This is a genomic window from Streptomyces sp. YIM 121038 (assembly GCF_006088715.1).
Lineage (GTDB): Bacteria > Actinomycetota > Actinomycetes > Streptomycetales > Streptomycetaceae > Streptomyces.
Genome location: NZ_CP030771.1, coordinates 3,827,149 through 3,854,147, shown reverse-complemented (window position 1 = coordinate 3,854,147; position 26,999 = coordinate 3,827,149). Strand labels below are relative to the sequence as shown.

Sequence of the window (26,999 nt, the reverse complement as noted above, 5' to 3'; positions counted from 1 at the left end):
GGGAAGGGGCGGGCTCGGGGAGCCCCCGGCAGGGCCCGCTACGCCATCCTCATGGCGACCCTGACCCTCGCCCTCGCGGCCGCAGGCATCGCCGCGCTGGCCTACGGCTCGGTCAGGATCCCGCCCGCCGAGGTCTTCGACATCCTCACGGGCAGGGCCGAAGGACCGTCCCCGTACCGGACCATCGTCCTCGACGTCCGCCTCCCCAGAGTGCTGCTCGGCGCGGCCGTCGGCGCGGGGCTCGCCGTCATCGGCACCACCCTCCAGGCCCTGGTCCGCAACCCGCTGGCCGACCCGTTCCTGCTCGGCGTCTCCTCCGGCGCCTCCGCGGGCGCGGTCGGCGTGATCGTGCTCGGCTGGGGCGCGGGCCTGGCCACCACGGTGACCATCCCGGCGGCGTCCTTCGCGGGCGCGTTCCTCGCGCTCCTCGTCGTGTACGTGCTGGCCCGGGAGCCCGGCGGCGGCTTCACCACCGGCCGCCTGGTCCTCGCCGGCGTGGCCGTCTCCTACGTCCTGTCCGCCCTGACCAGCCTGATCCTGGTGGTCTCGGCCCGCGCCGACCACCTCCAGGAGGTCCTGTACTGGACGCTCGGCGGCCTCGGCAGCGCCCGCTGGGACATGCTCGCCGTGCCCCTGACCGTGCTCGCCCTCGGCACGGCCGTGCTCCTCGCGCTCGCCCGGCCGCTCGACCTGCTCCTGGTGGGGGAGGAGGGCGCCACCGTCCTCGGCCTGGACACGGCCCGGTTCCGCGCGGGCGTCTTCGTGCTCGCCTCGCTGGTGACCGGCGTCCTCGTCGCGCACAGCGGGGCCATCGGCTTCGTCGGCCTGATGGTGCCGCACGCGGCCCGCATGCTGGTCGGCGCCGGACACCGGGCGCTGCTCCCGGTGGCGGCGCTGATGGGCGCGGTGTTCCTGGTCGTCGCCGACCTCGCGGCGCGCACCCTGGCGGCGCCGCAGGACATCCCCGTGGGCGTGCTCACCGCGCTCACCGGCGGCCCGTTCTTCCTGTGGCAGCTGCGCCGGGGCCGGACGCACGAAGGGGTGACGGCATGACCGAAGGACGACGACCGCCCGCCGGGGCCGCGGGCCCGCTCCCCGGCGCCGGGCGCCTGCGGGCCGAGGACCTCACGTACGACACCCCGTCCGGCCGCCGTCTCGTCGACGGCGTCTCGCTCACCGTCTCCGCGGGTGAGACGGTCGGCATCGTCGGCCCCAACGGCAGCGGCAAGACGACGCTGCTGCGCTGCGTCTACGGCGCGCTCGCGGCCACCGCGGGGCGGGTCCTGCTCGACGGCGCCGACCTGGCGGCGGCCGGGGTCAAGGCGCGGGCCCGCCGCGTCGCCACCGTGCCGCAGGACGGCCACGCGGGCTTCGAACTCACCGTCCGCCAGGTGGTGGCCATGGGCCGTTCCCCGCACAAGCGCTTCTGGGAGGCCGACACCACCACCGACCGGGCCATGGTGGCCGACGCCCTGGGCCGCGTCGGCGCGGCGGACCTCGCCGACCGCCCCTTCGGTCAGCTCTCCGGCGGCGAGCGGCAACGGGCCCTGCTCGCCCGCGCCTTGGTGCAGGAACCCGCCGTCCTCGTGCTCGACGAGCCCACCAACCACCTGGACATCCGCTACCAGCTGGAGATCCTCGGCCTGGTCAAGGAGCTCGGCACCGCGAACCTGCTCGCCCTGCACGACCTGACCCTGGCCGCGTACTACTGCGACCGCCTGTACGTGCTCGACGGCGGCCGCGTCGTCGCGTCCGGGCCCCCGGGAGAGGTCCTGACCGGCGAACTCCTCGCGGAGGTGTACGGCGTCACGGCCGAAGTGGCCGTCCACCCGGCCACCGGAGCCCCCACCGTCACCTATCTGCCGGGCCCCTCGCGGCGCGTCCCCGCGCCCTGAGCGGTCCGCCCGCGTCCGGGTGCCGAGCCGGATCCGTCCGGTATCCGAGATCACATTCCGGGACCCGGACCGGGAATCGATACGATGACCCCATGGTTTCGAACGACGTGAGCATCGATACGACGCCGGGCGCCCTGCTCGTCGGCCGGCTGCACGTCGACCTGTGCCGTCTCGCCAGCGCCATCTGTCGGCGCTGAGGCGCCGCCGGGCCGCGCCCAGCGCTCCCGGGCCGGGGGCGCCGCCCGCCCGCGCGCCGGGCGGCCCGCCCCTCGCGCAGTTCCCGCAGTGCTCGCACTTCTCGCAGTTCCGGTAGTCCGCCCCTCCCGACAGGAGCCCATCGCCATGGCCATCGAGGTCCGCATCCCGACCATCCTCCGCACCTACACCGGCGGCGAGAAGGCCGTCGAGGGCAACGGCGACACCATCGCCGCGCTCTTCGCCGACCTCGAGACCCGGCACGCGGGCATCCAGGAGCGCCTCATCGACAAGGACAAGGGCAACGAACTGCGCCGGTTCGTGAACGTGTACCTGAACGACGAGGACGTCCGCTTCCTGGCGGGCGTCTCCACCGAGCTCACCGACGGCGACAGCGTCACGATCCTGCCCGCCGTCGCGGGCGGCATGGTCTGACGGCCGCGGCCGCCGCATGCGTTACGACTCCCCGCTCGCGGCCGTCGGCAACACGCCGCTGGTCCGCCTGCCGCGCCTGTCACCGTCCGCCGACGTCCGCGTCTGGGCCAAACTGGAGGACCGCAATCCGACCGGCTCCATCAAGGACCGGCCCGCGCTCCACATGATCGAACAGGCCGAGAAGGACGGCCGGTTGACCCCCGGCTGCACCATTCTCGAACCGACCTCGGGCAACACCGGCATCTCGCTCGCCATGGCGGCCAGGCTCAAGGACTACCGCATCGTGTGCGTCATGCCGGAGAACACCTCCCGGGAGCGGCGCGAACTGCTCACGATGTGGGGCGCCGAGATCATTCCGTCGCCCGCGGCGGGGGGCTCCAACACCGCCGTGCGCGTCGCCAAGGAGCTGGCGGCCGAGCACCCCGACTGGGTGATGCTCTACCAGTACGGCAACCCGGACAACGCGGGCGCCCACTACGCCACCACCGGCCCCGAGATCCTCGCCGACCTGCCCTCGATCACCCACTTCGTGGCCGGGCTCGGCACCACCGGCACGCTCATGGGCGTCGGCCGCTATCTGCGCGAGCACAAGCCCGACGTGAAGATCGTCGCCGCGGAGCCGCGCTACGACGACCTGGTCTACGGCCTGCGCAACCTCGACGAGGGCTTCGTCCCCGAGCTGTACGACGAGTCGGTCCTCACCACCCGCTTCTCCGTGGGCTCCGCCGACGCGGTGACCCGCACGCGCGAGCTGCTCAAGGAGGAGGGCATCTTCGCCGGAGTCTCCACCGGCGCGGCCCTGCACGCGGCCATCGGCGTCGGCCGCAAGGCCGTCAAGGCCGGGGAGCAGGCGGACATCGCCTTCGTCGTGGCCGACGGCGGCTGGAAGTACCTCTCGACGGGCCTGTACACGGCCACCACGACGGAGGAGGCCATCGCCACGGTCCAGGGCCAACTCTGGGCGTAGCCCTGGGGGGGCGCCCTGGAACCGGTCGGTCGGCCTGCGGCCTCGTCCTCAAACGCCGGACGGGCTTGAAAGATCTCGGTCCGGGCCGGACGCCTTCTGCGGACCCGCAGACGCCGTCGGCGGACCCGCAGACGAGATGAGGCCCGCAGCGGCACCATCCAGCCCGTCCGGCGTTTGAGGACGAGGCGCGGAGCGGCCGACAACGGGGGCACGGGGGGCGGAGCCCCCCGGATCGGGAAGGGGCGGGCCTGGGGCGCACCGCGAAGGGTCAGCCGCCGCCGAGGTACCGCACCTGGTCCCACAACGCCGGGTCCACCACCCCCGCCCGCCGCCGGAAGTCCCCGGCCCACAGCTCCCGCACCCCCTCCGGCTCCAGAAAGCTCGCGCGCCCCTGGACGTCGCCCACGGCCCCGGGCGGCAGCGGAATCACCCCGGCCCGCTCGTCGTGGAACCGGGTGGTGATCGTCGCGACGCGCACGGCGTCACCCCGTACGGACAGGACGAGGAAGGGGCGCTCGGCCTCGTCGGCCACGGCCCACCAGATCTCCGCGGCCCGCGGCCGGACCGGCGCTCCCGAGGCGGCCCTGCGCGCCGTCCGCCCCGCGCCGCGCGAGCGCCCGCGCCCGCGCCCCCACCCGTCCACCACGGTGGCCACCAGGGCGAGCACCACCACCGCGGCGAGCGCCAGCCACCAGGACGTGTCCATAGCCCCGACGGTACCGGCGGGCTCCTCAGCCCGCCGCCCGCGCCGGCGAAAGGAGGGCGCCGAGGACGACGGGAGCGTCCTCGCGCGCCAGGGCGATGACGACGGTCACGGCGCCGTCGCGGCACTCGATGAGGACGGTGTCGTACGTGCCGCCGCCCGGCCCGAGGACGGTGTCGCCGGGCCGCGGCGCCCGGACCTCGTGCACGGTCAGTGACGGCGGCAGCGGCCTGCGGGCGACGCGCCCGTCGGGGTCGGGCGTCACCGCGGGCGCCCCGTCCCCGACGACCAGGTGGTCGAAGCCGTCCACGCTGTAGGGCACGTCCCCGAGCACGGCCGCGCGCACGCACCGCCTCCCGGCGGGCGGCACCGGAACGATGTCGCTGGTGTCGACGGCCCGCCGCTCCCGCCGCCGCGTGAGCCACGCGACCAGAGCGGTGAGCGCCGCCACCGGAGGCACCCCGAGGGCCGTGACCAGCAGGGCGCCGCGCACGTCCGGGCGGGCCTGGGCCGCGACGAAGCCGAGGCAGCCCAGGAGCGCCCCGGCCACGGGCCCCACGGAGAGCTGCCAGGCGCTCGCGTGCGCGGCGGCGGCGTACCTCCGGCGCCACCACAGGACCGCCGTCAGGACGCCGAGCCCGACGGGCAGCGTCAGCAGGCCGAGGCCGAGGGGGAGGCGCCAGTCGTCGGCCGGCGAGGCCTCGGTCTCCTCGGCGGCGGTGCCGAACCGCACGGTGCGGATCTCGCCCCGCCAGTACGTCAGCGACACCCGGTCCCCGGCGCGCACGGCGTCGTGCAGCCTCGATCCGGACATGTGCACGCGCCGCACCCGGTCGTCGCCGCGCTCGGTGACGCGGAGCCAGTAGTCGGCCTTCCGGCCGCGGGCCTTCTCCTCGGTGCCCGTGACGGTCGCGGCCACCGTCGTCGTGCACGAGCCCGTCCTGGCCCCGGCCGCGCAGGCGGGCGCGGCGGCGTACGCGTGCCCCCGCGCGAGCGCGCCCGGCACGGCGGCGAAGAACCCGACGGGGGCCAGCAGGAGCACCAGCGCGCAGCAGACCGCGAGCACCGGCCGCCACCGACCGGCCCGGTCGCCCGTCCGCCCCGCCATCCCCGACACTCCCTCAGCCCTCCCGGACACAGCCAAAACCTTCCCTCCCAGTGTCCCCCGCCGCCCCGCCCCCGCCCGGCCCCCCGAACCGGTGACACCCCAGGTGAGTTCGCCCACAACGGCCCACGACGGAGGAGCGAGGCGCCGTTTCGCGCCTTACGCTCGTCGGACCGCACGCCCCCGAATTCCCCCGACCGCCAGCGCGGAGGTTCCAGCTATATGAAGCTCACCGTCGTCGGCTGCTCGGGGTCGTTTCCGTCCGCGGACTCGGCCTGCTCGAGCTACCTCGTCGAGGCCGACGGCTTCCGGCTGCTGCTCGACATGGGCAACGGCGCCCTGGGCGAGCTCCAGCGCCACATCGGTCTGTACGACCTCGACGCGATCTTCCTCAGCCATCTGCACGCCGACCACTGCATCGACATGTGCGCGTACTTCGTGGCCCGCTACTACCGGCACGAGGGCGGCCGCTGCGCGCCCATCCCGGTGTACGGCCCCGAGGGCACCGAGCAGCGCCTGACCACGGCGTACGCCGACACGCCCTCCGCGTCCTCGATGAGCGAGGTCTTCGACTTCCACACGGTCAAGCCGGGCGCCTTCGACATCGGCCCGTTCACGGTGCGCACCGAGAAGGTCTGCCATCCGGTCGAGGCGTACGCCGTGCGCGTCGAGCACGGCGGCAGGTCGCTCACGTACTCCGGCGACACGGGCCCCTGCGCGGCGCTCGACGAACTCGCCACCGGCACCGACCTCTTCCTGTGCGAGGCCGCGTTCACGCACGGCAAGGAGAACATCCCGGACCTGCACCTCAACGGCCGTGAGGCGGGCGAGTCCGCCGCGCGTGCGGGCGCGGGCCGCCTCGTCCTCACCCACATCCCGCCGTGGACGGACCCCGCGGTGAACCTCGCGGACGCCCGCGCCGTGTTCGACGGCCCGGCGGAGCTGGCCGTGCCCGGAGCGTCGTACCAGCTCTGAGGCGCCGTATCGATACGCCCCCGGACCGGCGCGCGCCGCGGGAGGGGCCCGTCCCGGCACGACGACGAAGGCCCCGGAACCGAGCGGTTCCGGGGCCTTCGCGCTGTCCGAGGGGCTACGCCTTCGTCAGGTCCTCGATCTCCTCCTCGGGCTCACGGCCCGGGGTGGGGATGTTGAACTTGACGATCGCGAAGCGGAAGACCACGTAGTAGACGGCCGCGAAGACGAGGCCGATCGGGATGATCATCCAGGGCTTCTCGGCGAACTTCCAGTTCAGGACGTAGTCGATGGCACCGGCGGAGAAGGTGAAGCCGTGGTGCACGCCGAGCGCCCAGGTGACCGTCATGGCGACGGCCGTGAGGACCGCGTGGATCACGTACAGGGCCGGGGCGATGAACATGAACGCGAACTCGATCGGCTCGGTGATGCCGGTGACGAACGAGGTGAGCGCGAGGGACAGCATCATGCCGCCGACGACCTTGCGGCGCTCGGGGCGCGCGGTGTGCGTGATGGCGAGCGCGACGGCGGGCAGCGCGAACATCATGATCGGGAAGAAGCCGGACATGAACTGACCCGCGGTCGGGTCACCGTGCATGAAGCGCTGGATGTCGCCGTGCCAGACGGCACCGGCGGAGTCCGTGAAGGAGCCGATCTCCTGCCAGGCGACGGTGTTCACGAACTGGTGCATGCCGACGGGGAGCAGCCCGCGGTTGACCACGCCGAAGACGCCCGCGCCGATGGAGCCGAGGCCGGTCATCCACTCGCCGAAGTTGGTGATCGCGTCGCCGACCGGGCCCCAGCACAGGCCGAAGAAGACGCCCAGGGCGGTGCCGATGAAGGCCATGATGATCGGCACCAGACGGCGGCCGTTGAAGAAGCCGAGCCAGTCCACCAGCTTGGTGCGGTGGTACTTCTGCCAGACCACGGCGGAGATCAGACCCATGATGATGCCGCCGAAGACCTTGGGGTCGTTGTACGTCGCGGCGACGTCGGCCCCCTTCATGATCTTCGCCTCGGTCACCGGGAACGCCTTCAGGACGTTCGTGTAGACCAGGAAGCCGACGAGCGCGGCGAGGGCGGTGGAGCCGTCCGCCTTCTTCGCGAAGCCGATCGCGACACCGATGCAGAACAGCATCGGCATGTTCGCGAACACGGCGTCACCGGCGTTGGCGAACACCGTGGCGACCTTGCCCCAGCCCAGGCCGTCCGCGCCGAAGACGTCCGGCTGGCCGAGGCGGAGCAGGATGCCCGCGGCGGGCAGCACGGCGATGGGCAGCTGCAGGCTGCGGCCGACCTTCTGCAGACCCTGCAAGAGGCCGGCGCCCCGCTTCTTCGCGGGCGCCGCCTTGGCGGTGGCCGTACTCATGACTTCCTCCATGTGCGGGTGCTGTCAGGGGACAGTTCGGGGGGTGCGACAGCATCCAGGTGGTCTACACCACTCAGTGGTGTAGACCTGTTGTAACACGGTCAAGGCGGCATAAGGAACCTACGATTCCTGTGGCCTTGCCCATACCGTCACAAGCATGACGAAAGGCCCCGGGACCAGGGGTCCGAGGGCCTTTCCGAAGGCTCTGAGCGGGGTTCCGCTTGAGTCTTACGCTTTGGTCTGTTCTGCGTCCAACGCCTTTGCCTCTTCTTCCGGTTCGCGGCCCGGGGTGGGCAGGTCGAACTTGTGGATGACGAAGCGGAACAAAGCGTAGTAGACGACCGCGAACGCCAGGCCGATCGGGATGATCAACCAGGGCTTGGTGGCCAGGCTCCAGTTGATGACGTAGTCGATGAGACCCGCCGAGAAGCTGAAGCCGTCCTTCACTCCGAGCGCCCACGTCACCGCCATCGAGACGCCGGTGAGCACCGCGTGGATCGCGTACAGGAGCGGCGCGATGAAGAGGAAGGAGTACTCGATCGGCTCGGTGATGCCGGTGACGAAGGAGGTCAGGCCGACCGAGAGCATCATGCCGCCGACGACCTTGCGGCGCTCGGGGCGGGCCGCGTGCGTGATGGCGAGCGCGGCGGCGGGCAGCGCGAACATCATGATCGGGAAGAAGCCCGAGGTGAACTGGCCCGCCGTCGGGTCCCCGGCGAGGAAGCGGTTGATGTCACCGTGCACCACGGTGCCGTCCGCCTTGGTGTAGTCGCCGAACTGGAACCAGACGAAGGTGTTCAGGAACTGGTGCAGGCCGACCGTGAGCAGCGCGCGGTTGGCCACGCCGAAGATGCCCGAGCCCAGCCAGCCGAGGTCCACCAGCCACTTGGAGAAGCTGGTGAGCCCGTCGCCGATGGGCGGCCAGACCCAGACGCACAGGCCCGCGAAGACCAGGCCGACGAAGGCCATGATGATCGGCACGAGCCTGCGGCCGTTGAAGAAGCCCAGCCAGTCCACCAGGCGCACCCGGTGGTAGCGCTGCCAGAGCCAGGCCGCGAGCAGGCCCATCACGATGCCGCCGAACACGCCCGGATTCTGGTACGAGGCCTGCGCCGAGGTGCCGTCCTCGGCCACGCACACCCCGCTCCACATCCCGGCGCCCGCGAAGTCGGCCCCGGCCGCGCAGTCCTCGGGGAAGGCGCGGAGCACCGCGTAGTAGACGAGGAAGCCCGCGACGGCGGCGAGGGCGGTGGAGCCGTCCGACTTCTTGGCCATGCCGATGGCCACGCCGATGCAGAAGAGGAGCGGCAGGCCGAGCGAGGAGTCGAGCAGGGCGCCGCCCGCGGCCGCGAAGACCTTGGCGACGTTCGTCCAGCCCAGGCCGTCGTCGCCGAAGACGTCCGGCTGGCCGAGCCGGTTCAGGATGCCCGCGGCGGGCAGCACGGCGATGGGTAGCTGGAGGCTGCGGCCCATCTTCTGCAGGCCCTGGAAGAGGCCGTTCCACCACTTCTTCTGCGGTGCCGCGGCGGCGTCCGAACTCATCGGCGTTCCTCCTGGAACCGGCCAGTTTGGCGGTCGTTGAAAACTGGTGTAGACCAGTTGCGGGCGGGTGTGCGGTGGCCCCCTGGTCAGGGACGACACCTTGATCGTCATGATGGGGTGCGGCCGCCGTGACCGCCCGCGAAGATGGGCCAACCGTGCGTTACCGTGACAAAGCGGACCTACGGTGTCGTGGCCGCGTCCTTTCACAGCAGGGAGTAAGCAATGGCCAGCAAGGCTGAGAAGATCGTTGCCGGGCTCGGCGGCATCGACAACATCGAAGAGGTCGAGGGCTGCATCACCCGTCTCCGCACGGAGGTCAACGACGCGGGCCTGGTCGACGAGGCCGCCCTGAAGGCCGCGGGCGCGCACGGCGTCGTGAAGATGGGCACGGCGATCCAGGTGGTCATCGGCACGGACGCGGACCCGATCGCGGCGGAGATCGAAGACATGATGTGAGCGACTTCGCTCCCGCTGGGGGTGCGGGTCCGGGTAGCCGGGGCCGCGCCCCTTTTGCGTTGCCCGGGGTGGCTGCGTCCTCGGGCTGCTGCTGGAGCCTGGTGCCGCGGCGCGGGGCGGCTGTCCTCTGTGCCCGCCCGTTCCGCCCTCTGGGCGGACCAGCCGCCCACAGAGGGGGGCGGGGCAGTCGCCCGCAGGGGAGGGTGGGGCGGTCGTTCGTAGCGGAGCGGGCGAACCGGTCGGGTGGGTTCCGGGGGGACTATAGGGTCGTTGGCATGTCTCGATTCGACGGTCGTACCCCCGCCCAGCTCCGCCCCGTTTCCATCGAGCGGGGGTGGAGCAAGCACGCCGAGGGCTCCGTCCTCGTCTCCTTCGGCGACACCAAGGTCTTCTGTACGGCCTCCGTGACGGAGGGCGTGCCCCGCTGGCGCAAGGGCAGCGGCGAGGGGTGGGTCACCGCCGAGTACTCGATGCTGCCGCGCTCCACCAACACCCGCGGCGACCGCGAGTCCGTACGCGGCAAGATCGGCGGCCGCACGCACGAGATCTCCCGCCTCATCGGCCGTTCGCTGCGCGCCGTCATCGACTACAAGGCGCTCGGCGAGAACACCGTCGTCCTGGACTGCGACGTCCTCCAGGCCGACGGCGGCACCCGCACCGCCGCCATCACCGGCGCGTACGTCGCGCTCGCCGACGCCGTCTCCTGGGCGCAGGGCAAGAAGCTCGTCAAGGCGGGCCGCCAGCCGCTGACCGGCACCGTCAGCGCCGTGTCCGTCGGCATCGTCGGCGGCGTGCCGCTGCTCGACCTCGCCTACGAGGAGGACGTCAAGGCCGACACCGACATGAACGTGGTGTGCACCGGCGATGGCCGGTTCGTCGAGGTCCAGGGCACCGCGGAGGCCGAGCCGTTCGCGCGCGAGGAGCTGAACGCCCTGCTCGACCTCGCCGTCGGGGGGTGCGCGGAGCTGACCGCGCTCCAGCGCGAGGCACTGGATTCGGCCAAGTAGCCGCCGGTGTAAAGGGGTTCGCCTCCCGGCGAGCAACCGTCCCGAGGACCACGGGCGTTCTATGAGGTGGAGCGTGCGGGAACGACCGCACGCTCGCTCACCACACAACGGGAGGGAACCATCCATGGCCGTGCGCCACCGACGGGTCACCGTCGCCATAACCACCGCCCTGATCGCCGTACCGGCGACGCTCGGCCTGGTCGCCTGCGACCCGAAGGACGCCGTGGACTGCGTCAAGGCGGCCGACGCCGTGTCGGACGGCGCCGACGCGCTCCGCCAGGCCGCCCAGGACGCCGTCCTCTACCCGGACCGGAAGTCCGAGAAGCGCTTCGACAAGATCCGGGGCGACCTCGACGACATCCGCAGGGACCACGAGGACGACGAGGACATCAGCGACGCCGTCGACGAGATGCAGAAGGCCGTCGACAACGTGGAGAAGGCCGTCGACAACGGCGACAAGACGCCCGACCTCCGCCCGATGGCGAACGCCGCGGGCAAGGTCACCAAGGCCTGCACGAACTGACGCGGGGCCGAGGCCTGCACGAACCGACGCGGCCGGGCGGCCGGGGGGCACCCCGGCCGGGCGGCCGGGTCCCGGCGACGGGACGGATACTGGTCCCATGACCCGTCTCATCCTCGCCACCCGCAACGCCCACAAGGTCACCGAGCTCAGGGCGATCCTCGCCGCCGCGGGCCTCGACCACGAACTCGTCGGCGCGGACGCCTACCCCGAGATCCCCGACGTCAAGGAGACCGGGGTCACCTTCGCCGAGAACGCCCTGCTCAAGGCGCACGCCCTGGCACGGGCCACCGGCCTGCCCGCCGTCGCCGACGACTCCGGGCTCTGCGTCGACGTGCTCGGCGGGGCGCCCGGCATCTTCTCCGCGCGCTGGGCGGGGCGCCACGGCGACGACAAGGCCAACCTCGACCTGCTGCTCGCCCAGCTCGGCGACATCGACGAGGCCCACCGCGGCGCGCACTTCGCCTGCGCCGCGGCCCTCGCCCTGCCCGACGGCACCGAGCGCGTCGTCGAGGGCCGGCTGCGCGGCACCCTGCGCCACGCCCCCGCGGGCACGAACGGCTTCGGCTACGACCCGGTCCTCCAGCCCGAGGGGGACACCCGGACCTGCGCCGAGCTGACGGCCGAGGAGAAGAACGCGATCAGCCACCGCGGCGAGGCGTTCCGCGCCCTCGTGCCGGTGGTGCGGGAGCTGCTCGGCTGACCCGGCGCGCACCGACGGCGAAGGGCGCCCCCGCGTGCGGCGGGGGCGCCCTTTCGTACGTCTGCTTCCGAAGGCGGCGGGGCCTTCGCGAGTGCGGCCGGAGGGACTCGAACCCTCACGGGTGTTACCCCACTGGGACCTAAACCCAGCGTGACTGCCAATTCCACCACGGCCGCGTGCCGCCCCATCGTAATGGGCGCCCGCCCGCGGTCGCCGGGCGGAGTCAGAACTGGGGTGCCGCGGCCCGCTCCTCGACCAGGTCGGCGGCCTCCTCCTCGGTCTCGACGCACGGCGGCGAGCCGCTGAGCGGCCGCCGCGCCGTCTCCTTCAGGCAGGCGACCGCGGCGATGCCGACGCCCGCCGCCGCCATGGAGTAGTAGGCGGGCATCATGTCCGAGCCCGTGACGCCGATCAGCGCGGTGATCACCAGCGGCGCGGTGCCGCCGAACAGCGAGGCGGAGAGGTTGTAGCCCACCGACAGCGAGCCGTAGCGCACCGGTGTCGGGAACAGCGCGGGCAGCGTCGCGGACATGGTGCCCAGCAGACACACCAGGGACAGGCCGAGCATCAGCACGCCCGCCGCGACCGCGACCAGCGCACCCTGCTTGATCAGCAGGAACGCCGGGACCGGCAGCACCAGGAAGCCCGCCATGCCGGTCATCAGGAGCGGCTTGCGGCCGAAGCGGTCGGACAGCGCGCCGACCCGGCTGATCACCAGCATCAGCGCGAGCATCGTCACGATGAGGATCACCAGACCGTGCGTGTCGTCGTAGCCCAGCTCGTCGGTCAGATACGTCGGCATGTACGACAGGAGCGTGTAGTGGGCGATGTTGTACGCGCCGACCAGGGCGACGCACAGCACCAGCGGCCGCCAGTGCTCGCGGAAGATCCTGGTCAGATCGCCCTTGGCGGAGGTCTCGACGGCGGACGCGGCGTCCGACGCGGGGTGGTGGCTCTCGTCCGTGAGCTTCTGGAACGCCGGGGTCTCGTCCAGGCGCAGCCGCAGATACAGCCCGACCAGGCCGAGCGGGCCCGCCACCAGGAACGGCACGCGCCAGCCCCACGCCTCCATGGCGCCGTCGTCGAGCACGGTCGTCAGGATCGTGACCAGGCCCGCCGCGCCCACGTACCCGGCGAGCGTGCCGAACTCCAGGAAGCTGCCGAAGTAGCCGCGCCGCTTGTCCGGCGCGTACTCGGCGATGAAGGTGGACGCGCCGCCGTACTCGCCGCCGGTGGAGAAGCCCTGCACCATGCGGAAGAGGATCAGCAGCACCGGCGCCCAGAAGCCGATGGTGGCGTAGCCGGGGATCAGGCCGATGGCGAAGGTGCCCGCCGCCATCAGGATCATCGTCAGGGCCAGCACCTTCTTGCGGCCGACCTTGTCGCCCATCGGCCCGAACACCATCCCGCCGAGCGGCCGGACCAGGAACGAGACCGCGAAGGTGGCGAACGACGAAAGCAGCTGGACCGTGCTGTTCCCGGACGGGAAGAAGACATGCCCGATGGTGACGGCCAGATAGCTGTAGATGCCGAAGTCGAACCACTCCATGGCGTTGCCGAGCGACGCCGCCTTCACCGCGCGGCGCACCGCCGCGTCGTCGGTGACGGTGACGTCGGTGCGCCGCGGGGGTGGGTTCCGGCGCCGTCTCACCGTGCGGAAGAGGAGGCGGTGACGCTTCACCGCCTCCGGGTCGGCGCCGGGAGCGAGGGGGTCGGCCCCCGGGTCGGCCTGGAACCTGCTGGCCGCCATGGAAGGAGTCCTTTCGGAGCGGGTGGGTCTCCAGGACGCCTACTCCGAGCCCGCGATCGCAAACGAAAGCCCCCTGCGGGAGGGGGCTTTCTCACATCCGCCGCGGCGGACGCGCGCGGTCGTCAGATGCCGAGATCGCGGATGATCTTGGCCACGTGGCCGGTCGCCTTCACGTTGTAGAACGCGTGTTCCACCTTGCCGTCCTCGTCCACGACGACGGTCGAGCGGATCACGCCCGTCACCGTCTTGCCGTACAGCTTCTTCTCGCCGAAGGCGCCGTACGCCTCCAGGGTCTCCTTGGCCGGGTCGCCGACCAGCGTGACCTTCAGGTTCTCCTTCTCGCGGAACTTCGCGAGCTTCTCCGGCTTGTCCGGGGACACCCCGATGACGTCGTAGCCCGCGGCCGCGAGCACGTCCAGGTTGTCCGTGAAGTCGCAGGCCTGCTTGGTGCAGCCGGGGGTCAGGGCGGCCGGGTAGAAGTACACGATCACCTTGCGGCCCTTGTGGTCCGCGAGGGAGACCTGCTTGCCGTCGGCGTCGGGCAGGGAGAAGGCGGGGGCGGTGTCGCCGGGCTGCAGTCGCTCGCTCATTCTTGGGCTCCTCACGGTGCGCGTACGCACCAAGCTGTGGTGACGGGGACGAGCGTAATAGGGGTGCCGTGGGGTGCGGCGCGGGCGAAGCTGACAGACTGTGGAGGTCCGAGTACAAGGAACACACCCCACGGAGGCAGCGCGGTGTCGGATGCGGATGCCAGGACCCCTGCGCAGATCGAGGCGGACATCAAGCTCCGGCGCGAGCAGCTCGCCGAGACCCTCGACGAGATCGGGGTGCGGGTCCACCCGAAGACGATCGTCGGCGACGCGAAGGCGAAGGTCGCGGCCAGCGTGGACAACACCCTCGGGCGGGCCTACGTCGGGGCGAACCGCTTCGTCTCCGACGTGCGCGGTCAGCTCGTCTCGGCGGACGGCCAGCCACGCCTGGAGCGGATCGTGCCGGTGGCCCTGGTGGTCGTGGGTCTCGTGGGGCTCCTCGCCGTCGGATCCCGGCGCCGCAAGGGCTGACCCGGGGGCGTACAGGGCGCGTGCGGGCAGGTAGGTTCGGGGCGTGAGCGCCAAGACACAGGAATCAAGCACCCACGACGACAAGCTGCCGATCCGGATGCTGCACGACCGCGTGCTCGTGCGCCAGGACACCGCCGAGGGCGAGCGGCGCTCCGGCGGCGGCATCCTGATCCCGGCGACCGCGGCCGTCGGCCGCCGGCTCGCCTGGGCGGAAGTCGTCGCCGTCGGGCAGAACGTGCGCACGGTGGAGCCGGGCGACCGGGTGCTCTACGACCCGGAGGACCGGGCCGAGGTCGAGGTGCGGGGCACGGCGTACGTGCTGATGCGCGAGCGCGACCTGCACGCGGTGGCCGCGGACCGCTTCGAGGGCTCGGAGGACTCCACGGGGCTCTATCTGTAGCCCGCGCACCGGGTGTGCGAAGGGGCTGGTGACCATGGTCACCAGCCCCTTTTGCCTGCCTTTTGCTACCGTGGAGGGACCCCGACGAGACGCGCCGTACCGGGCCCCGCAAAGACGACGCACCCCTGAAGTCTCGTTCTCGGAGGTTCCGTCATGGCCTGGGTCCTGCTCATCGTCGCCGGTCTGCTCGAAGTCGGCTGGTCGATCGGCATGAAGTTCACCGAGGGGTTCACCCGCCTGTGGCCCAGCGTGTTCACCGGCGCGGGCATCGTCGCGAGCATGGTCCTGCTGTCGTACGCGGCCAAGACGCTCCCCATCGGCACGGCCTACGGCGTGTGGGTCGGCATCGGCGCCGCGGGCGCCGCGGTGGTCGGCATGGTCGCCCTGGGCGAGCCCACCACCGCGGCCCGGATCTTCTTCGTGTGCCTGCTGCTCGTGGCCGTCGTCGGCCTGAAGGCGACGAGCGGCCACTAGCCCCGCAAGGGGCGCGGGGAACCGCACGCTCAGCCCCCGCGCACCCGCACGCTCACACGATCAGTCGTCGCGGTCCCGCCCACCGGGCCCCACGGTGAGCCCGCCGAGGGCCCCCTGGGCGGCCCCGCCGCCCTGGCCCCCTTCGTTGTCCCCGGTGGCGCCCCCGCCGTCCGCGCCGCCGCCCTGCGTAGCGCCGCCCTGGTCCTGGCCGCCGGTCGGGTCCTGCGTCTGACCGCCCTGGCCCTGGCCGCCCTGGTCCTGACCGCCCTGGCCCTGGCCGCCGGTCGGCTCCTGGGTCTGGCCGCCCTGGGTCCGGCCGCCCCGGTCCGGTTCCTCGGACGGCCCGCCGTCCGTCGCCCCGCCGGTGTCGTCGCCCTCGTCGGGCTCCTGCGCCGTCTGCGACGGGTCCGGCGCGACCGGCTCCTCGGAGCCCGGCTCCAGCTGGAGGTCGAACTCCTTGACGGGCTTGCCCTCCAGGGCGTCCTTGGTGAACTGCGCCCACACCTTCGCCGGGTAGCCGCCGCCGTTGATGCGGGTCTCGCCGAGCGCCCCGTACAGCGGCGTCTGCGTCGCCGTGACCGGGTCCTGGCCCATCACCGCGACCACGGTGGCGAGGTCGGGGGTGTAGCCCGCGAACCAGGCCGCCTTGTCGTTCTCCGCCGTACCCGTCTTGCCCGCCGCCGGACGGCCCGCGGCGAGGGCCTCGCGGCCGGTGCCGGACTGCACCACGCTCTGCAGGATCGACGTCGTGGTGTCCGCGGCCTCGCGGCTCACCGCCGTCGATGTCTTGCGCTGCGGCAGCGCGATGTCCTGGCCGTCCTTGCTGATCTTCTCGACGAGCGTGTACGTGCCGTGCTTGCCGTGGTTGGCGAGCGTCGCGTACGCCTCGGTCATGTCCAGGACGGACGCCGTGGACGGGCCGAGCGCGATCGACGGGGACGCCGTCAGGTCCGGCGTCTTCGCCGGGACGCCGAGCGCGACCGCGGTCTCCTTGACCTTGTCCGAGCCGACGTCGACGGCCATCTGCGCGTAGACCGAGTTCACGGACTTGTCCGTGGCCTCGCGCACGCTGATGTCGCCGTACTGGTAGTCGTCCTCGTTGGCGGGCGCGTACGTGCCGCCGTCCCAGCCCTGGACCGGGCGGCGGTTGTTGCCGTCGTAGACCGTGTTCGGCGTGATCGGGCGGCCGTCCTGCGTGGTCGAGTCGTTCTCCACCGCCGAGGTGAACACGAACGGCTTGAAGGTCGAGCCGACCTGGTAGTCGCGCCGGGTCGCGTTGTTCACGAACTGCTTCGTGTAGTCGATGCCGCCGTACATCGCGACGACCTTGCCGGTCTTGGGGTCCACCGAGGCGCCGCCCACCCGCACGTCCTTGTCGATCTTGCGGACCTTCTTGTCGATCTTCGACATGACCTGCTCGTCGACGGCCTTCACGAAGGCGTCCTGCTTGGGCTTCTGGAGCGTGGTGGTGATGCGGTAGCCGCCCTTGCTGAGGGCGTCCTCGTCGACGATCCGGTTCTCGATCAGATAGTCCTCGACGGCCTTCACGACGTAGCCGCGCTGGCCGGAGAGGCCCGGCGCGCCCTTCGCCTGCTCCGGCATCGGGAACTTGACCTTGTCCCGCTCGGCCTTCTCGAGCCAGCCCTCCTTGACCATGCCGTCCAGGACGTAGTTCCAGCGCGCGACGGCGCGCGGCTTGTTCTCCGGGTGCGTCGCCACGTCGTAGGCGTTGGGGGAGTTCACCAGGGTCGCCAGGTACGCGCCCTGGCCGACGGACAGGTCCTCGACGTCCTTGCCGTAGTACGCCTGCGCCGCGGCCTGCACGCCGTACGCGCTGCGGCCGAAGTAGCTGGTGTTCAGATAGCCCTGGAGGATCTCGTCCTTGCTCACCTCGCGGTCCAGCTTGATCGCGATGAAGAACTCCTTCACCTTGCGCGAGACCGTCTGCTCCTGCGCCAGGTAGTAGTTCTTCACGTACTGCTGGGTGATCGTCGAACCGGACTGCTTGCCCTTGCCGGTGAGCGTGTTCCAGCCCGCGCGGAGCATCGCCTTGGGGTCGACGGCGGACTCGCTGTAGAAGTCCCGGTCCTCGGCGGCGAGGACCGCGTGCTGGACCTTCTTGGGCACCTTCGACAGCGGCACGTTCTCGCGGTTGACCTTGCCGTCGCGGGCGATCTCGGTGCCGTCGGAGTACAGATAGACGTTGCTCTGCTTGGTGGCCATGGCGTTGGCCGGCGGGATGTTCACGAGGAAGTAGCCCGTCATGAACGCGCCCACGCCGAGCAGGACGAACAGGATGAAGGCGCCGAGCACCATCCGCCAGGTCGGGAACAGGCGCCGCCAGCCCTTGCGCTTGGGCCGCTTCGCCTTCTTGCCCTTCTTGCCCTGCTGGCCGGGCGCGACGGGCCCGGCGGGGCTCGCCCCGTCGCCGTCGCCCGCCCCGCCCTCGCCGGGGTCGCGGGGCGCCCAGCCCTGCGGCCGGCCGTTCCCGGGCTCCTGGTGCCCGGCGCCGGGCCCCTCGGGCCGTACGGGGCGCAGCCGGGTCGTGGCGGGGCCGCCCTTCGCCGCCGCCCCCGCAGCGCCCGCGGCCCCGGCCCCCGCGGCCCCGGCCCCCGCGGCCCCGGCCCCCTGGGCACCGGCCTTCACGGGGCGGATCTGCTGGGTCGCGGGGTCGTTCGCCCCGGCGGCCGGGGAGCCCTGGGGCGTCGCGGCGGAGCCGTTCTTGCGCAGGGGCGCGGGGCCGCCCTTGCCCTTGCCCCGCGGCGCGGCCCCGCCCCCGTCCGTGACCGGCCGGATCTGCTGGGTGGCGGGGTCGGGCGCGCCCTGGCCGGGGCGCGCGGCGGGGTCATCCCGGCGTGCGGGCCCGTCACCCTTGCCGGGGACGCCCGGGCGCCCCGCGTCGGCGGGGCGGCGGGCCCCCTCCGGGGCGTCCCGGCGCGGGGCCGCAGGCCCGTCCTCGGGGGCGGCGGGCTCCCCGGGCCCGTCAGCGGGCCCGCGCCCGGGACCACGCCGCTGCTGCGGCTCGTCGCTGCTCATGTCTCGCGGAACTCCCAGTTCGCGTCGTACGCCTCGTACGACCCATTGCACACTGTCTCCGCATGCCTTTCTGACCAGGCACGCGCCGCGCGGCGAAATTGCCTGGCACGGACGGCCCCGCTCACATTAGGCTCCTGCGCTTCGGTCCGGACACGCGGTCCGGGCGCCCGGCCTGGAAGCGGGACGAGGCTCTCTGAAAGGGATGTGCGTGAGAACAGGACGGTTCCGCTTGTACGCGGCCGTCGCCGGAGGAAACTTCCGGAGATTCGCCACATACCGGATGGCGACGCTGGCGGGTGTGTTCACCAACACGGTGTTCGGGGTGATCCTGGCCTACACCTACAAAGCCCTCTGGGACGAGAGACCCGGACTAGGAGGATACGACCAGGCGCAGGCGCTCACGTACGTCTGGCTCGGTCAGGCCCTCCTGATGACCGTCGCGGCGATGGGCGGCGGCTTCGAGGCGGACCTGATGGAGCGCATCCGCACCGGCGACGTGGCGACCGATCTCCACCGGCCCGCCGACCTCCAGGCGTGGTGGCTCGCGAGCGATCTGGGCCGGGCCGCGTTCCACCTTCTGGGCCGTGGGGTGGTGCCGATGATTTTCGGGGCGCTCGCCTTCCAACTCGCGCTGCCGCGATCTCCGTTGACCTGGCTCGCGACGCTCCTCGCGGTGTTCCTCGGCGTCGTCGTCAGCTTCGCCCTGCGCTATCTCGTGGCGCTCAGCGCCTTCTGGCTCCTGGACGGCGCGGGCGTGGCCCAGATCTCCTGGCTCGCGGGCACGTTCTTCTCCGGCATGCTGCTGCCCCTGAACGTCTTCCCCGGCGCCCTCGGCGAGATCGCCCGGGCCCTGCCCTGGTCGGCGCTGCTCCAGGTGCCCGCGGACGTGTTCCTGGGCAAGCACACGGGCACCGGGCTCCTCGCGATCTACGCCTTCCAGGCCGCCTGGGCGGCGGCGCTGCTCGCCGTCGGACGGCTGCTCCAGGGCGTGGCGACCCGACGGGTGGTGGTCCAGGGTGGCTGAGTCGCTGCGGGAGCGGCCCCAGCCGCCGCGCGAGCGGGCCGCGGGCCCGGCGTCCGGCGGCCTCGGCGCCCCGGTGGGGCCGCTCGGCAGGGCCCGCGAGGGCGTGCGCGCCTACCGCCTGATCACCGCCATGTGGATCCGCTCCACCATGGCGTACCGCGCCTCCTTCGCGCTGACGGCCTTCGGGAACTTCGCGGCGACCGCGCTCGACTTCGTCGCGATCCTGCTGATGTTCTCCCAGGTGGACCGGCTCGGCGGCTACGGCCTCGGCGAGATCGCCTTCCTGTACGGGGCGGCGTCCACCGCCTTCGGCGTGGCCGACCTCGCCATGGGCTCCATGGAGCGGCTCGGCACCCGGGTGCGCGACGGCACGCTCGACACCCTCCTGGTCCGCCCCGTGCCGGTCCTCGCGCAGGTCGCGGCCGACCGCTTCGCGCTGCGCCGCCTCGGCCGGATCACCCAGGGCCTGCTGGTCCTCGCGTACGCCTTCTGGAGCGTGGACATCGCCTGGACGCCCCTGAAGGTGCTGCTCGTGCCGCTGATGCTGATCAGCGGGGCCGGGATCTTCGCCGCCGTCTTCGTGCTCGGCGCGGCCTTCCAGTTCGTCGCCCAGGACGCCTCCGAGGTGCAGAACTCCGTCACGTACGGCGGCAACACGCTGCTCCAGTACCCGCCGACCGTCTTCGCCGACGACCTGGTGCGCGGGGTCACGTTCGTCGTCCCGATCGCCTTCGTGAACTGGCTGCCCGGCCTGTACGTCCTCGGCCGCCCGGCTCCGCTCGGCCTGCCGGAGTGGGCCGCCTTCGCCCCGCCGCTCGTGGCCCTCGCGTGTCTGGCGCTCGCGGGGCTCGCCTGGCGCGCGGGACTCCGTTCCTACCGCAGCACAGGGAGCTGACCCTTTCGTGGACACCGACGCGTTCATCACCCTCGACGGCGTCGAGAAGGTCTTCGACGTCCGCAGGAAGACCGGCTTCCTGCGCCGCGAGCGGCACCAGGTGCGGGCCGTGGACGGCATCACCTTCCGGGTGCCGCGCGGCGAGATGGTCGGCTACATCGGGCCGAACGGCGCGGGCAAGTCGACCACCATCAAGATGCTCACCGGCATCCTCACGCCCAGCGGCGGCCGGCTGCGGGTCGCGGGCATCGACCCGGCCCGCGAACGCACCCGCCTGGCCCGGCACATCGGCGTCGTCTTCGGCCAGCGCACCACGCTGTGGTGGGACCTGCCGCTCATCGACTCGTACCGCCTGATGCACCGGATGTACCGGATTCCTGACGCCCGGTTCGCCGAGAACCTCGACCGCTGTGTCGAACTCCTGGACCTGGGCGCCCTGTTGGACGTCCCCGTGCGCCAGCTCTCGCTCGGCCAGCGCATGCGCGGCGACATCGCGGCGGCGCTCCTGCACGACCCGGAGGTCCTCTACCTGGACGAGCCGACCATCGGCCTCGACGTGGTCAGCAAGGCCAAGGTCCGCGGCTTCCTGCGCGATCTGAACGCCGAGTCCGGCACCACGGTCCTGCTCACCACCCACGACCTCACCGACATCGAGCAGCTCTGCGAGCGCGTCATGGTCATCGACCACGGGCGCCTGATGTACGACGGCCCGCTCGACGGCCTCCACGAGGCGGGCCAGAGCGAGCGCATGCTGATCGTGGACCTGGAGCACGAACTCCCGCCCCTGGAGGTCGAGTCGGCGCGGGTCGTGCGCACCGAGGGCCCCCGGCAGTGGCTGGCCTTCCCCGCGGACGCCTCCGCGGCCCCGCTGGTCGCCGCGGTCGCCGAGCGCTACCCGCTGCTCGACCTCTCCGTGCGCGAGCCGGACATCGAGGCCGTCATCGCCAAGATGTACGCCGACCGGGGGACCTCGTAGGCTTCGGGGTATGACGGACGCCGAGTCTTCCCCGCCCCCCGCGCCGCGGCCCGCCGCGTCGCCGCCGGCCGTCCCCGGCGCGCCGGACCCGGGCCTGCGCGCCTCCGACGCCGACCGCGAGCGCGTCGCCGAAGTCCTGCGCGAGGCCCTCGCCGAGGGCCGCCTCGACATGGACGAGTTCAACGAGCGGGTGGACACGGCGTACCGCGCCCGTACGTACGGCGACCTCGCGCCGCTCACCCGGGACCTGCCCGCGGCCGGCGCGGTCGCCCCCGCCCCCAAGACGTCCCTGGTCAAGCGGTCCGCCGACGACGACTCGACGGAGATCGACTGGGCGGAGCGCGTCGTCGTGGGCGCCGAGCCCACCTCCAGCGGCGCCTTCGCCCTCTGGAGCGGCTTCAACCGCAAGGGCGGCTGGACCATCGGGCGGCTCTTCACCTCGTTCGCGATGTGGGGCGGCGGCGAGATCGACCTGCGCGAGGCGCGCTTCGCCGAGCGCGACGTCGTGATCCGCTGCTTCACGATCATGGGCGGCATCCAGGTCACCGTGCCGCCCGAACTGAACGTCACCGTCAAGGGCTTCGGCATCATGGGCGGCTTCGGCGACGACGCCACGGGCGAGGGCACCCCCGGCTCCCCGCGGGTGACCGTCACCGGCTTCGCCCTGATGGGCGGCGTCGGCGTCGAGCGCAAGCTCCGCAAGGCCGAGCGCCAGCGCCTGAAGGAGCAGCGCCGCCAGGAGCGGCTCGAGGAGCGGGAGGCCCGGCGCCTCCACCACCGGGAGCGCCACGAGCTCCGCCACCGGCGGCCGGAGGACCACCACCGCGGCATCCGGGGCGGGGACGGGCAGTAGCCCGCCCGCCCCCGCCGTCCGCCGCGGCGGTCAGACGTCCAGCTCGGCCTCGATGCGCCGCAGCTGGTGCCGGGCCATCGCGAGGTTCGCCTTGTCCTTGTCGAGCGCGAGATAGAGGAAGAGCCCGCTGTTGTTGCGGGACTTCAGCAGCCGGATCAAGTGGTACTGATCGCTGAGGGTGATCAGGACGTCCTCGATCTCGCTCTTGAGGCCGAGCATCTCCATGGTCCGCACCTTGGCGCGCACCACGTCGGTGTTGCCCGCCGCGGCCACGGACAGGTCGAGTTCCTTGCTGCCGCCCAGGGTGCCGAGGGCCATGCCGCTGCTGTAGTCGACGAGGGCCGCGCCGAGGGTGCCGTCGATGGCGGTCATCGCCTCTTTGAGGGCGGTTTCGGTGTTGTACATGGGACTCGTACTTCCTTTCCGTCTGTTGGTGGAGCGGGCTGTGGGAGGGGTCATGGTCAGGTGTCCTCCAGTCGTTCGAGCGCCCCGTCGAGCAGTTCCCCGATCCGGGCGCCGGCCCGGCGGCCCTCCAGATGGAGCCGGCCCACGTTGACGCGCGGCTCCGCGAGGAGGGTCAGGACGGCGGTGGGGCCCGCCGTGTACGCCGCTACGTAGCCCCCCTCGCCCCGGACGAGCAGCTCTCCCGCCCGCCCCTGGCCCGCGGCGTCCGCGAGCCGCAGGGCGGCCAGGAGGGCGTCCACGGTGAGGGCGGCAAGACGCTGGGCCCCCTCGTCCGCGGCGTCCCGGGCGAGCACGCGGCCGCCCGTGTCGGCCGCGAGGGCACCGGTCAGCCGCGGGACCCGGGCCCGCAGCCGGGCGAGTTCGTCGAGCACGTCGGGTTCCACCGCCATCAGCTGCCTCCTCAGGGCGCGGCGCCGTGCGGCCCGCCCCCTCACGGAGCACTCGCGCCCCGGCCCGTGGCGCCGCGCGTCACAGGGCCTCCAGGGCGTCGCGGACCCGGCGCAGCAGCGCGACGTCGGGCGGGGTGAAGCCGTCCGTCCCGAAGGAGCGGGCGGCGGGGGAGTCCCGGGGCGGGACGTCGGGGGCGTCCGGCTCGGGCGGCGGCGGGCGCGGCGGGTCGATCAGCCCCGCGACGGCCAGGCGGCGCACCTCGAGCAGGACGTGGAAGACCGGCCTGCCGAGCAGCCGCGACAGATCGCCCGGGGTGCGGCGGCCGTCGGCCAGGTCGAGCAGGGCGCGCTGGCGGCGCGGCACGCTCCCGCCGGGCGGCCCCGGCCGCCGCACCAGCGGCGCCGTGTCGATGGCCGGGCCCGGCCAGGCGCTGTCGAGCAGTCGTCTGCGCCGCCGGGCCTCCCGCTCCACGGCGGCGGCGGGCACGGGCCGCACCGTGCCGATGCCGTGGCCGACGCCGCGCCGGAACCGGGTGGGCCCGCCGCCCGGGGCCAGGGCGAAGAGCGCGGCGTCGTACAAGGCGGTGAGCAGGCAGATCTCCAGCTCCCCAGGGGTGAGGTGGCCCTCGGCGACCAGATGGCTGCCGACCTGCCGCCGGGGGCCCGCCCGCCCCGCGGCCTCGTCCCAGACCGCGCGCGGCAGCCGCCCGCCCGCGACGAGCAGGACGTCGACGCCGGGGGCCGACGCGCTCTCGGCGTGGCTGACCCGGCCCTCGGTGAGGTACAGCGTCCCGGTGTCGCGCAGCAGCGCGCCCGTGGCGCCCTCCGCGGCCAGGCGCTGGAGCGTCGAGCAGCGCGAGGGCAGGGCCGTCTGCGCCGTCGGCGGCGCGGTGGCGTTCACTCCAGGACCAGCCTTCGGGCGGCGTCCCTGAGGCACAGGCGGGCCACAGCCAGGTTCCCCGCGTCCCGGTCGAGCCACAGATGCAGGAACACGCTGCTCTCGTCGCCGGTCTCGACGAACCGCAGCAGGTGGTAGGCGGTGCGGGTGGTGACGATCAGGTCCTCGACGGCCCCCGGCGCCCCGGGGCCCGGCGGCGCCTCGTCGTCCGGTGGCCGGAAGGTGCCGTACTCCACGGAGAGCCGGGCCAGCTCCGCCGCCTCGACAGCGGCCGACTCGGCCTCTCCGCGCGGCGGTTCGCCCGCCGAGCCGAGCGCGAGGCCGCACGTCCAGTCGACGAGGGCGGCGCCCCGCGCACCCGGCAGGGCCATGACCTCGTACAGACACACGTCGATTCCGGACACCCGGGCTCCCCTCCCCGCGCGGCGCGGCGGTTCGCACACCGTGCCGCGGTGACGCGGAGGTTATGCACCGCCACGACACCGGCGGAAGGACCTGGCGCATTCCCTCGGAACCTGCCTGAGAACGACAGGACCGTGCCGCAGGGCGTCCATTCCGTGACGTGTTCCGGCGGTAATCCGGGCGGGTGAGCGATTTTCTCCCCGAAAAGGGTGAACCAGAAGTAAACAGTCGCTCGATCGAAAGGAAAGCGATTCCCGATCCACGGGCCGGACCACATTCCGTCACATTGTGCGAATGCGGGCGAAGGGCGCACGCCGGTTGGTAGACATGCCCCCCGCGACGCCGGCGACCCGGCGGGCCCCGCGCCCCGTGTGACATCGCCTCGCATCACGTACGTACGCCCGAGGGGGGCCATGGAATGAACCACGAGGCACTGGCGACGGAGATGCGGGGGCTGCGCGAACAGCTCGCGGGCGTCACGGACACGGCCGTGGCGGCGGTCGACGGGCTGCTCATCGTGTCCGACACGGACGAGGCGATCGACGCCGACAGCCTCGCCGCGCTCGCCGCGGCCGGCCTGGGCCTCTCCCAGCGCATGGTCGCGATGACCGGGCGGGGCGTGCTGCGCAGCGCGGTGTCGTACGGCAGCCGGGGCTGTGCGGCGGTGTACGCGGTCGGGGACAACGCCCTGTTCGTCGTCCTGGGGGACGAGGGCCTCGACCTGGACCGGCTGCACCGCGAGTCGCAGCCGGTCCTGAAGCGGATCGACACCATCCTGACGAGCGGGGCGTGACGCCCCGCGGGGGTGGGTCAGGGCCTGGCCGGTGGCCTAGGCCGCGGAGTCCCGGCGGCCGCCCTGGCGGCCGGTGCCCGCGCCGCCCTTGGCGCCGCCCGCCGCCGTACGCCGTCCGGAACCGCGCCCGGCGTTGCCGGAGGCGGCACCGGCGGCGGACCGGCGGCCGGAGCCACGGCCGGAGGCCGCGCCCGCCGTCGTCCCGCCGGACGCCCGGCGCTCCGAGCCCCGGCCTCCGGCCGTGCCCGTGGTGCCGGTCGCGGTGCCCGTCGCGGCCTTCGCCCCGCCGCCACCGCGGCGCCGGCGGCTGGACCGCCTGCGGGAATCGGAGCCGGACGCCCCGTCGGCGCGGCCGGAGGCGGGTGCCTGGGGCTGCGGGACCTCGATGGTGACGGCCACGCCGGAGGGCTCGCGGGCGCCGGTGATGTCGGCCAGCTCCGTGTCGCTCGACGTGACGCGGCTGGTCCGGGGGCGGATGCCCGCGTCCGACATGAGCCGGGTGATGTCCCGCTTCTGCTCGGGCAGGACCAGCGTGACCACGCTGCCGGAGTCACCGGCGCGGGCCGTGCGGCCGCCGCGGTGCAGATAGTCCTTGTGGTCGGCCGGCGGATCGACGTTCACGACGAGGTCGAGGTCGTCGACGTGTATGCCCCGGGCCGCGACGTTCGTCGCCACCAGGGCGGTGACCTGCCCGTTCTTGAACTGCTCCAGGGTGCGGTTGCGCTGCGGCTGGGAGCGGCCGCCGTGCAGGGCCGCCGCGCGCACGCCCACGGCGAGGAGCCGCTTGGCGAGCCGGTCCGCGGCGCGCTTGGTGTCGATGAAGAGGATCACCCGGCCGTCGCGGGCCGCGATGCGCGTGGTGACGGCCTTCTTGTCGGTCTCGTCCTGAACGTGGAGCACGTGGTGCTCCATGGTGGTCACCGCGCCCGCGGACGGGTCCACGGAGTGCACCACCGGGTCGGTCAGGAACCGCTGCACCAGGCGGTCGATGTTCCGGTCCAGGGTGGCCGAGAAGAGCAGGCGCTGACCGTCGGGCCGCACGCGCTCGACCAGCTTGGTGATCTGCGGCAGGAAGCCCATGTCGGTCATCTGGTCGGCCTCGTCGAGCACCGTGACGCGGACGTCACCGAGCACGCAGTCCCCGCGCTCCACGAGGTCGTTGAGCCGGCCGGGGGTCGCCACGAGGACCTCGGCGCCGCGCCGGATCGTGGCGGCCTGCTTGGTGATGGAGAGGCCGCCGACCACGGTGGCGAGGCGGAGGTTCACCGCCGTCGCGTAGGGGGTCAGCGCGTCCGTGACCTGCTGGGCGAGCTCACGCGTGGGTACGAGGACGAGGGCGAGGGGCGCCTTGGGCTCGGCGCGGAGGCCGGCCGTGCGGGTCAGCAGCGCGAGCCCGAAGGCGAGCGTCTTGCCGGATCCGGTGCGGCCGCGGCCGAGGAGGTCGCGCCCGGCGATCGAGTTGGGCAGCGTGGCGGCCTGGATGGGGAAGGGGGTGGTCACCCCCTGCGCGGTGAGGGTCTTGAGCAGGCCCGAAGGCATGTCCAGATCGGCGAAGCCCTCGACGGCGGGGAGTGCGGGTGTCGTGTTCTCCGGCAGCCGGAAATCCCTCGCGGGCGGCGCCGAGGACGCGGACGACTTGGACGACCTGGACGAGGACGTCTTGGCCGACGACGCGCGCCGGTTCGGCTTCTGGGGCCTGCGGGACATGCGGGTA

30 protein-coding genes, 1 tRNA gene and 1 riboswitch are annotated in these 26,999 nt (G+C 72.9%); of the genes, 18 read left to right on the top strand and 13 right to left on the bottom strand.

Annotation, left to right across the window (positions count from 1 at the left end; all coding sequences use genetic code 11):
* Nucleotides 1-51: 51 nt before the first annotated feature.
* From C9F11_RS16135 to C9F11_RS16120, 5 genes are all read left to right on the top strand, one after another.
* The gene (locus C9F11_RS16135; protein WP_138959953.1) at nt 52-1,053 is read left to right on the top strand and encodes an iron ABC transporter permease; all 1,002 of its coding nucleotides are present in this window, start codon (nt 52-54) and stop codon (nt 1,051-1,053) included.
* Nucleotides 1,050-1,895, top strand: a complete 846-nt coding sequence (locus C9F11_RS16130; RefSeq protein WP_138959952.1) for an ABC transporter ATP-binding protein — start codon at nt 1,050-1,052, stop codon at nt 1,893-1,895. Before C9F11_RS16135 ends, C9F11_RS16130 begins: the two co-directional genes overlap by 4 nt.
* Before the next feature lie 92 nt (nt 1,896-1,987).
* Nucleotides 1,988-2,092 carry a putative leader peptide gene (locus tag C9F11_RS49935; protein WP_318783814.1) on the top strand — a complete coding sequence of 35 codons (105 nt, stop codon included), beginning with the start codon at nt 1,988-1,990 and terminating at the stop codon, nt 2,090-2,092.
* Between the two features lie 145 nt (nt 2,093-2,237).
* Nucleotides 2,238-2,525, top strand: a complete 288-nt coding sequence (locus tag C9F11_RS16125) for a MoaD/ThiS family protein (protein WP_138959951.1) — start codon at nt 2,238-2,240, stop codon at nt 2,523-2,525.
* A 16-nt stretch (nt 2,526-2,541) separates the two neighbouring features.
* Nucleotides 2,542-3,492: a cysteine synthase gene (locus C9F11_RS16120; protein WP_138959950.1), complete on the top strand. Its 951-nt coding sequence runs from the start codon at nt 2,542-2,544 to the stop codon at nt 3,490-3,492.
* A gap of 268 nt (nt 3,493-3,760) precedes the next feature.
* Here C9F11_RS16120 and C9F11_RS16115 read toward each other — a convergent pair whose 3' ends face one another.
* Nucleotides 3,761-4,198 carry a type II toxin-antitoxin system PemK/MazF family toxin gene (locus C9F11_RS16115; protein WP_138959949.1) on the bottom strand — a complete coding sequence of 146 codons (438 nt, stop codon included), beginning with the start codon at nt 4,196-4,198 and terminating at the stop codon, nt 3,761-3,763.
* A gap of 25 nt (nt 4,199-4,223) precedes the next feature.
* The gene (locus tag C9F11_RS16110) at nt 4,224-5,303 is read right to left on the bottom strand and encodes a hypothetical protein (RefSeq protein ID WP_249402290.1); all 1,080 of its coding nucleotides are present in this window, start codon (nt 5,301-5,303) and stop codon (nt 4,224-4,226) included.
* Nucleotides 5,304-5,522: 219 nt separating this feature from the next.
* Here C9F11_RS16110 and C9F11_RS16105 point away from each other — a divergent pair, with 219 nt between their 5' ends.
* Nucleotides 5,523-6,275, top strand: a complete 753-nt coding sequence (locus C9F11_RS16105) for an MBL fold metallo-hydrolase (RefSeq protein WP_138959948.1) — start codon at nt 5,523-5,525, stop codon at nt 6,273-6,275.
* 115 nt (nt 6,276-6,390) lie between these two features.
* Here the strand turns inward: C9F11_RS16105 and C9F11_RS16100 are convergent, their stop codons facing one another.
* Both C9F11_RS16100 and C9F11_RS16095 read right to left on the bottom strand, forming a co-directional pair.
* Nucleotides 6,391-7,641 (bottom strand): PTS transporter subunit EIIC, encoded by a 1,251-nt coding sequence (locus C9F11_RS16100; RefSeq protein ID WP_138959947.1) that lies wholly within the window; start codon nt 7,639-7,641, stop codon nt 6,391-6,393.
* A gap of 228 nt (nt 7,642-7,869) precedes the next feature.
* Nucleotides 7,870-9,183 (bottom strand): PTS transporter subunit EIIC, encoded by a 1,314-nt coding sequence (locus C9F11_RS16095; RefSeq protein WP_138959946.1) that lies wholly within the window; start codon nt 9,181-9,183, stop codon nt 7,870-7,872.
* A gap of 222 nt (nt 9,184-9,405) precedes the next feature.
* On the opposite strand from C9F11_RS16095, the gene C9F11_RS16090 reads away from it, so the two are divergent.
* The 4 genes from C9F11_RS16090 (at nt 9,406) to rdgB (ending at nt 11,869) form a co-directional block, all read left to right on the top strand.
* The gene (locus C9F11_RS16090) at nt 9,406-9,639 is read left to right on the top strand and encodes a PTS glucose/sucrose transporter subunit IIB (RefSeq protein ID WP_030686811.1); all 234 of its coding nucleotides are present in this window, start codon (nt 9,406-9,408) and stop codon (nt 9,637-9,639) included.
* A 275-nt stretch (nt 9,640-9,914) separates the two neighbouring features.
* Nucleotides 9,915-10,646 (top strand): ribonuclease PH, encoded by a 732-nt coding sequence (gene rph, locus C9F11_RS16085; protein WP_138959945.1) that lies wholly within the window; start codon nt 9,915-9,917, stop codon nt 10,644-10,646.
* A gap of 124 nt (nt 10,647-10,770) precedes the next feature.
* A complete protein-coding gene (locus C9F11_RS16080; protein ID WP_138959944.1) occupies nt 10,771-11,169 on the top strand; it encodes a hypothetical protein in 399 nt (132 codons plus the stop codon).
* 97 nt (nt 11,170-11,266) lie between these two features.
* Nucleotides 11,267-11,869 (top strand): RdgB/HAM1 family non-canonical purine NTP pyrophosphatase, encoded by a 603-nt coding sequence (rdgB, locus tag C9F11_RS16075; RefSeq protein WP_138959943.1) that lies wholly within the window; start codon nt 11,267-11,269, stop codon nt 11,867-11,869.
* Between the two features lie 92 nt (nt 11,870-11,961).
* Here the strand turns inward: rdgB and C9F11_RS16070 are convergent.
* The 3 genes from C9F11_RS16070 to bcp form a co-directional block, all read right to left on the bottom strand.
* Nucleotides 11,962-12,045, bottom strand: a tRNA-Leu gene (locus tag C9F11_RS16070).
* 47 nt (nt 12,046-12,092) lie between these two features.
* Nucleotides 12,093-13,619, bottom strand: a complete 1,527-nt coding sequence (proP, locus tag C9F11_RS16065) for a glycine betaine/L-proline transporter ProP (protein WP_138959942.1) — start codon at nt 13,617-13,619, stop codon at nt 12,093-12,095.
* Nucleotides 13,620-13,741: 122 nt separating this feature from the next.
* A complete protein-coding gene (gene bcp, locus C9F11_RS16060) occupies nt 13,742-14,209 on the bottom strand; it encodes a thioredoxin-dependent thiol peroxidase (protein WP_138959941.1) in 468 nt (155 codons plus the stop codon).
* Between the two features lie 144 nt (nt 14,210-14,353).
* Here bcp and C9F11_RS16055 point away from each other — a divergent pair, with 144 nt between their 5' ends.
* The 3 genes from C9F11_RS16055 (at nt 14,354) to C9F11_RS16045 (ending at nt 15,554) form a co-directional block, all read left to right on the top strand.
* Entirely contained in the window at nt 14,354-14,680 is a 327-nt protein-coding gene (locus tag C9F11_RS16055) for a DUF3618 domain-containing protein (protein ID WP_138959940.1), read from the top strand.
* Nucleotides 14,681-14,777: 97 nt separating this feature from the next.
* A complete protein-coding gene (locus C9F11_RS16050; RefSeq protein ID WP_051707732.1) occupies nt 14,778-15,080 on the top strand; it encodes a co-chaperone GroES in 303 nt (100 codons plus the stop codon).
* 53 nt (nt 15,081-15,133) lie between these two features.
* A riboswitch (guanidine-III (ykkC-III) riboswitch) is annotated at nt 15,134-15,204 on the top strand.
* A gap of 29 nt (nt 15,205-15,233) precedes the next feature.
* Nucleotides 15,234-15,554 carry a multidrug efflux SMR transporter gene (locus tag C9F11_RS16045; RefSeq protein ID WP_030686831.1) on the top strand — a complete coding sequence of 107 codons (321 nt, stop codon included), beginning with the start codon at nt 15,234-15,236 and terminating at the stop codon, nt 15,552-15,554.
* 60 nt (nt 15,555-15,614) lie between these two features.
* Here the strand turns inward: C9F11_RS16045 and C9F11_RS16040 are convergent, their stop codons facing one another.
* Nucleotides 15,615-17,870, bottom strand: coding sequence for a transglycosylase domain-containing protein (locus C9F11_RS16040; RefSeq protein ID WP_171076090.1), 2,256 nt, complete (start codon nt 17,868-17,870; stop codon nt 15,615-15,617).
* A gap of 922 nt (nt 17,871-18,792) precedes the next feature.
* Between C9F11_RS16040 and C9F11_RS16030 the strand changes: the two genes are divergently transcribed.
* The 4 genes from C9F11_RS16030 (at nt 18,793) to C9F11_RS16015 (ending at nt 22,338) form a co-directional block, all read left to right on the top strand.
* A complete protein-coding gene (locus C9F11_RS16030) occupies nt 18,793-19,614 on the top strand; it encodes an ABC-2 family transporter protein (protein WP_138959938.1) in 822 nt (273 codons plus the stop codon).
* Between the two features lie 73 nt (nt 19,615-19,687).
* Nucleotides 19,688-20,509 carry an ABC transporter permease gene (locus tag C9F11_RS16025; protein ID WP_249402184.1) on the top strand — a complete coding sequence of 274 codons (822 nt, stop codon included), beginning with the start codon at nt 19,688-19,690 and terminating at the stop codon, nt 20,507-20,509.
* Nucleotides 20,510-20,516: 7 nt separating this feature from the next.
* Entirely contained in the window at nt 20,517-21,485 is a 969-nt protein-coding gene (locus C9F11_RS16020) for an ABC transporter ATP-binding protein (RefSeq protein WP_138959937.1), read from the top strand.
* A gap of 94 nt (nt 21,486-21,579) precedes the next feature.
* On the top strand, nt 21,580-22,338 hold the full coding sequence (locus C9F11_RS16015) for a DUF1707 domain-containing protein (RefSeq protein ID WP_346347449.1): 759 nt from the start codon (nt 21,580-21,582) through the stop codon (nt 22,336-22,338).
* Nucleotides 22,339-22,368: 30 nt separating this feature from the next.
* Here C9F11_RS16015 and C9F11_RS16010 read toward each other — a convergent pair whose 3' ends face one another.
* The 4 genes from C9F11_RS16010 to C9F11_RS15995 form a co-directional block, all read right to left on the bottom strand.
* Entirely contained in the window at nt 22,369-22,743 is a 375-nt protein-coding gene (locus tag C9F11_RS16010) for a hypothetical protein (protein WP_138959935.1), read from the bottom strand.
* A 56-nt stretch (nt 22,744-22,799) separates the two neighbouring features.
* A complete protein-coding gene (locus C9F11_RS16005; protein WP_138959934.1) occupies nt 22,800-23,192 on the bottom strand; it encodes a roadblock/LC7 domain-containing protein in 393 nt (130 codons plus the stop codon).
* Between the two features lie 79 nt (nt 23,193-23,271).
* Complete coding sequence (locus C9F11_RS16000; protein WP_171075746.1) at nt 23,272-24,093, bottom strand: transcriptional regulator; 822 nt, start codon at nt 24,091-24,093, stop codon at nt 23,272-23,274.
* Nucleotides 24,090-24,494, bottom strand: a complete 405-nt coding sequence (locus C9F11_RS15995; RefSeq protein ID WP_138959933.1) for a hypothetical protein — start codon at nt 24,492-24,494, stop codon at nt 24,090-24,092. Before C9F11_RS15995 ends, C9F11_RS16000 begins: the two co-directional genes overlap by 4 nt.
* A gap of 416 nt (nt 24,495-24,910) precedes the next feature.
* Between C9F11_RS15995 and C9F11_RS15990 the strand changes: the two genes are divergently transcribed.
* Nucleotides 24,911-25,285, top strand: a complete 375-nt coding sequence (locus C9F11_RS15990) for a roadblock/LC7 domain-containing protein (protein WP_138959932.1) — start codon at nt 24,911-24,913, stop codon at nt 25,283-25,285.
* 36 nt (nt 25,286-25,321) lie between these two features.
* Here the strand turns inward: C9F11_RS15990 and C9F11_RS15985 are convergent, their stop codons facing one another.
* Nucleotides 25,322-26,992: a DEAD/DEAH box helicase gene (locus tag C9F11_RS15985; RefSeq protein WP_138959931.1), complete on the bottom strand. Its 1,671-nt coding sequence runs from the start codon at nt 26,990-26,992 to the stop codon at nt 25,322-25,324.
* Between the last annotated feature and the right edge of the window lie 7 nt (nt 26,993-26,999).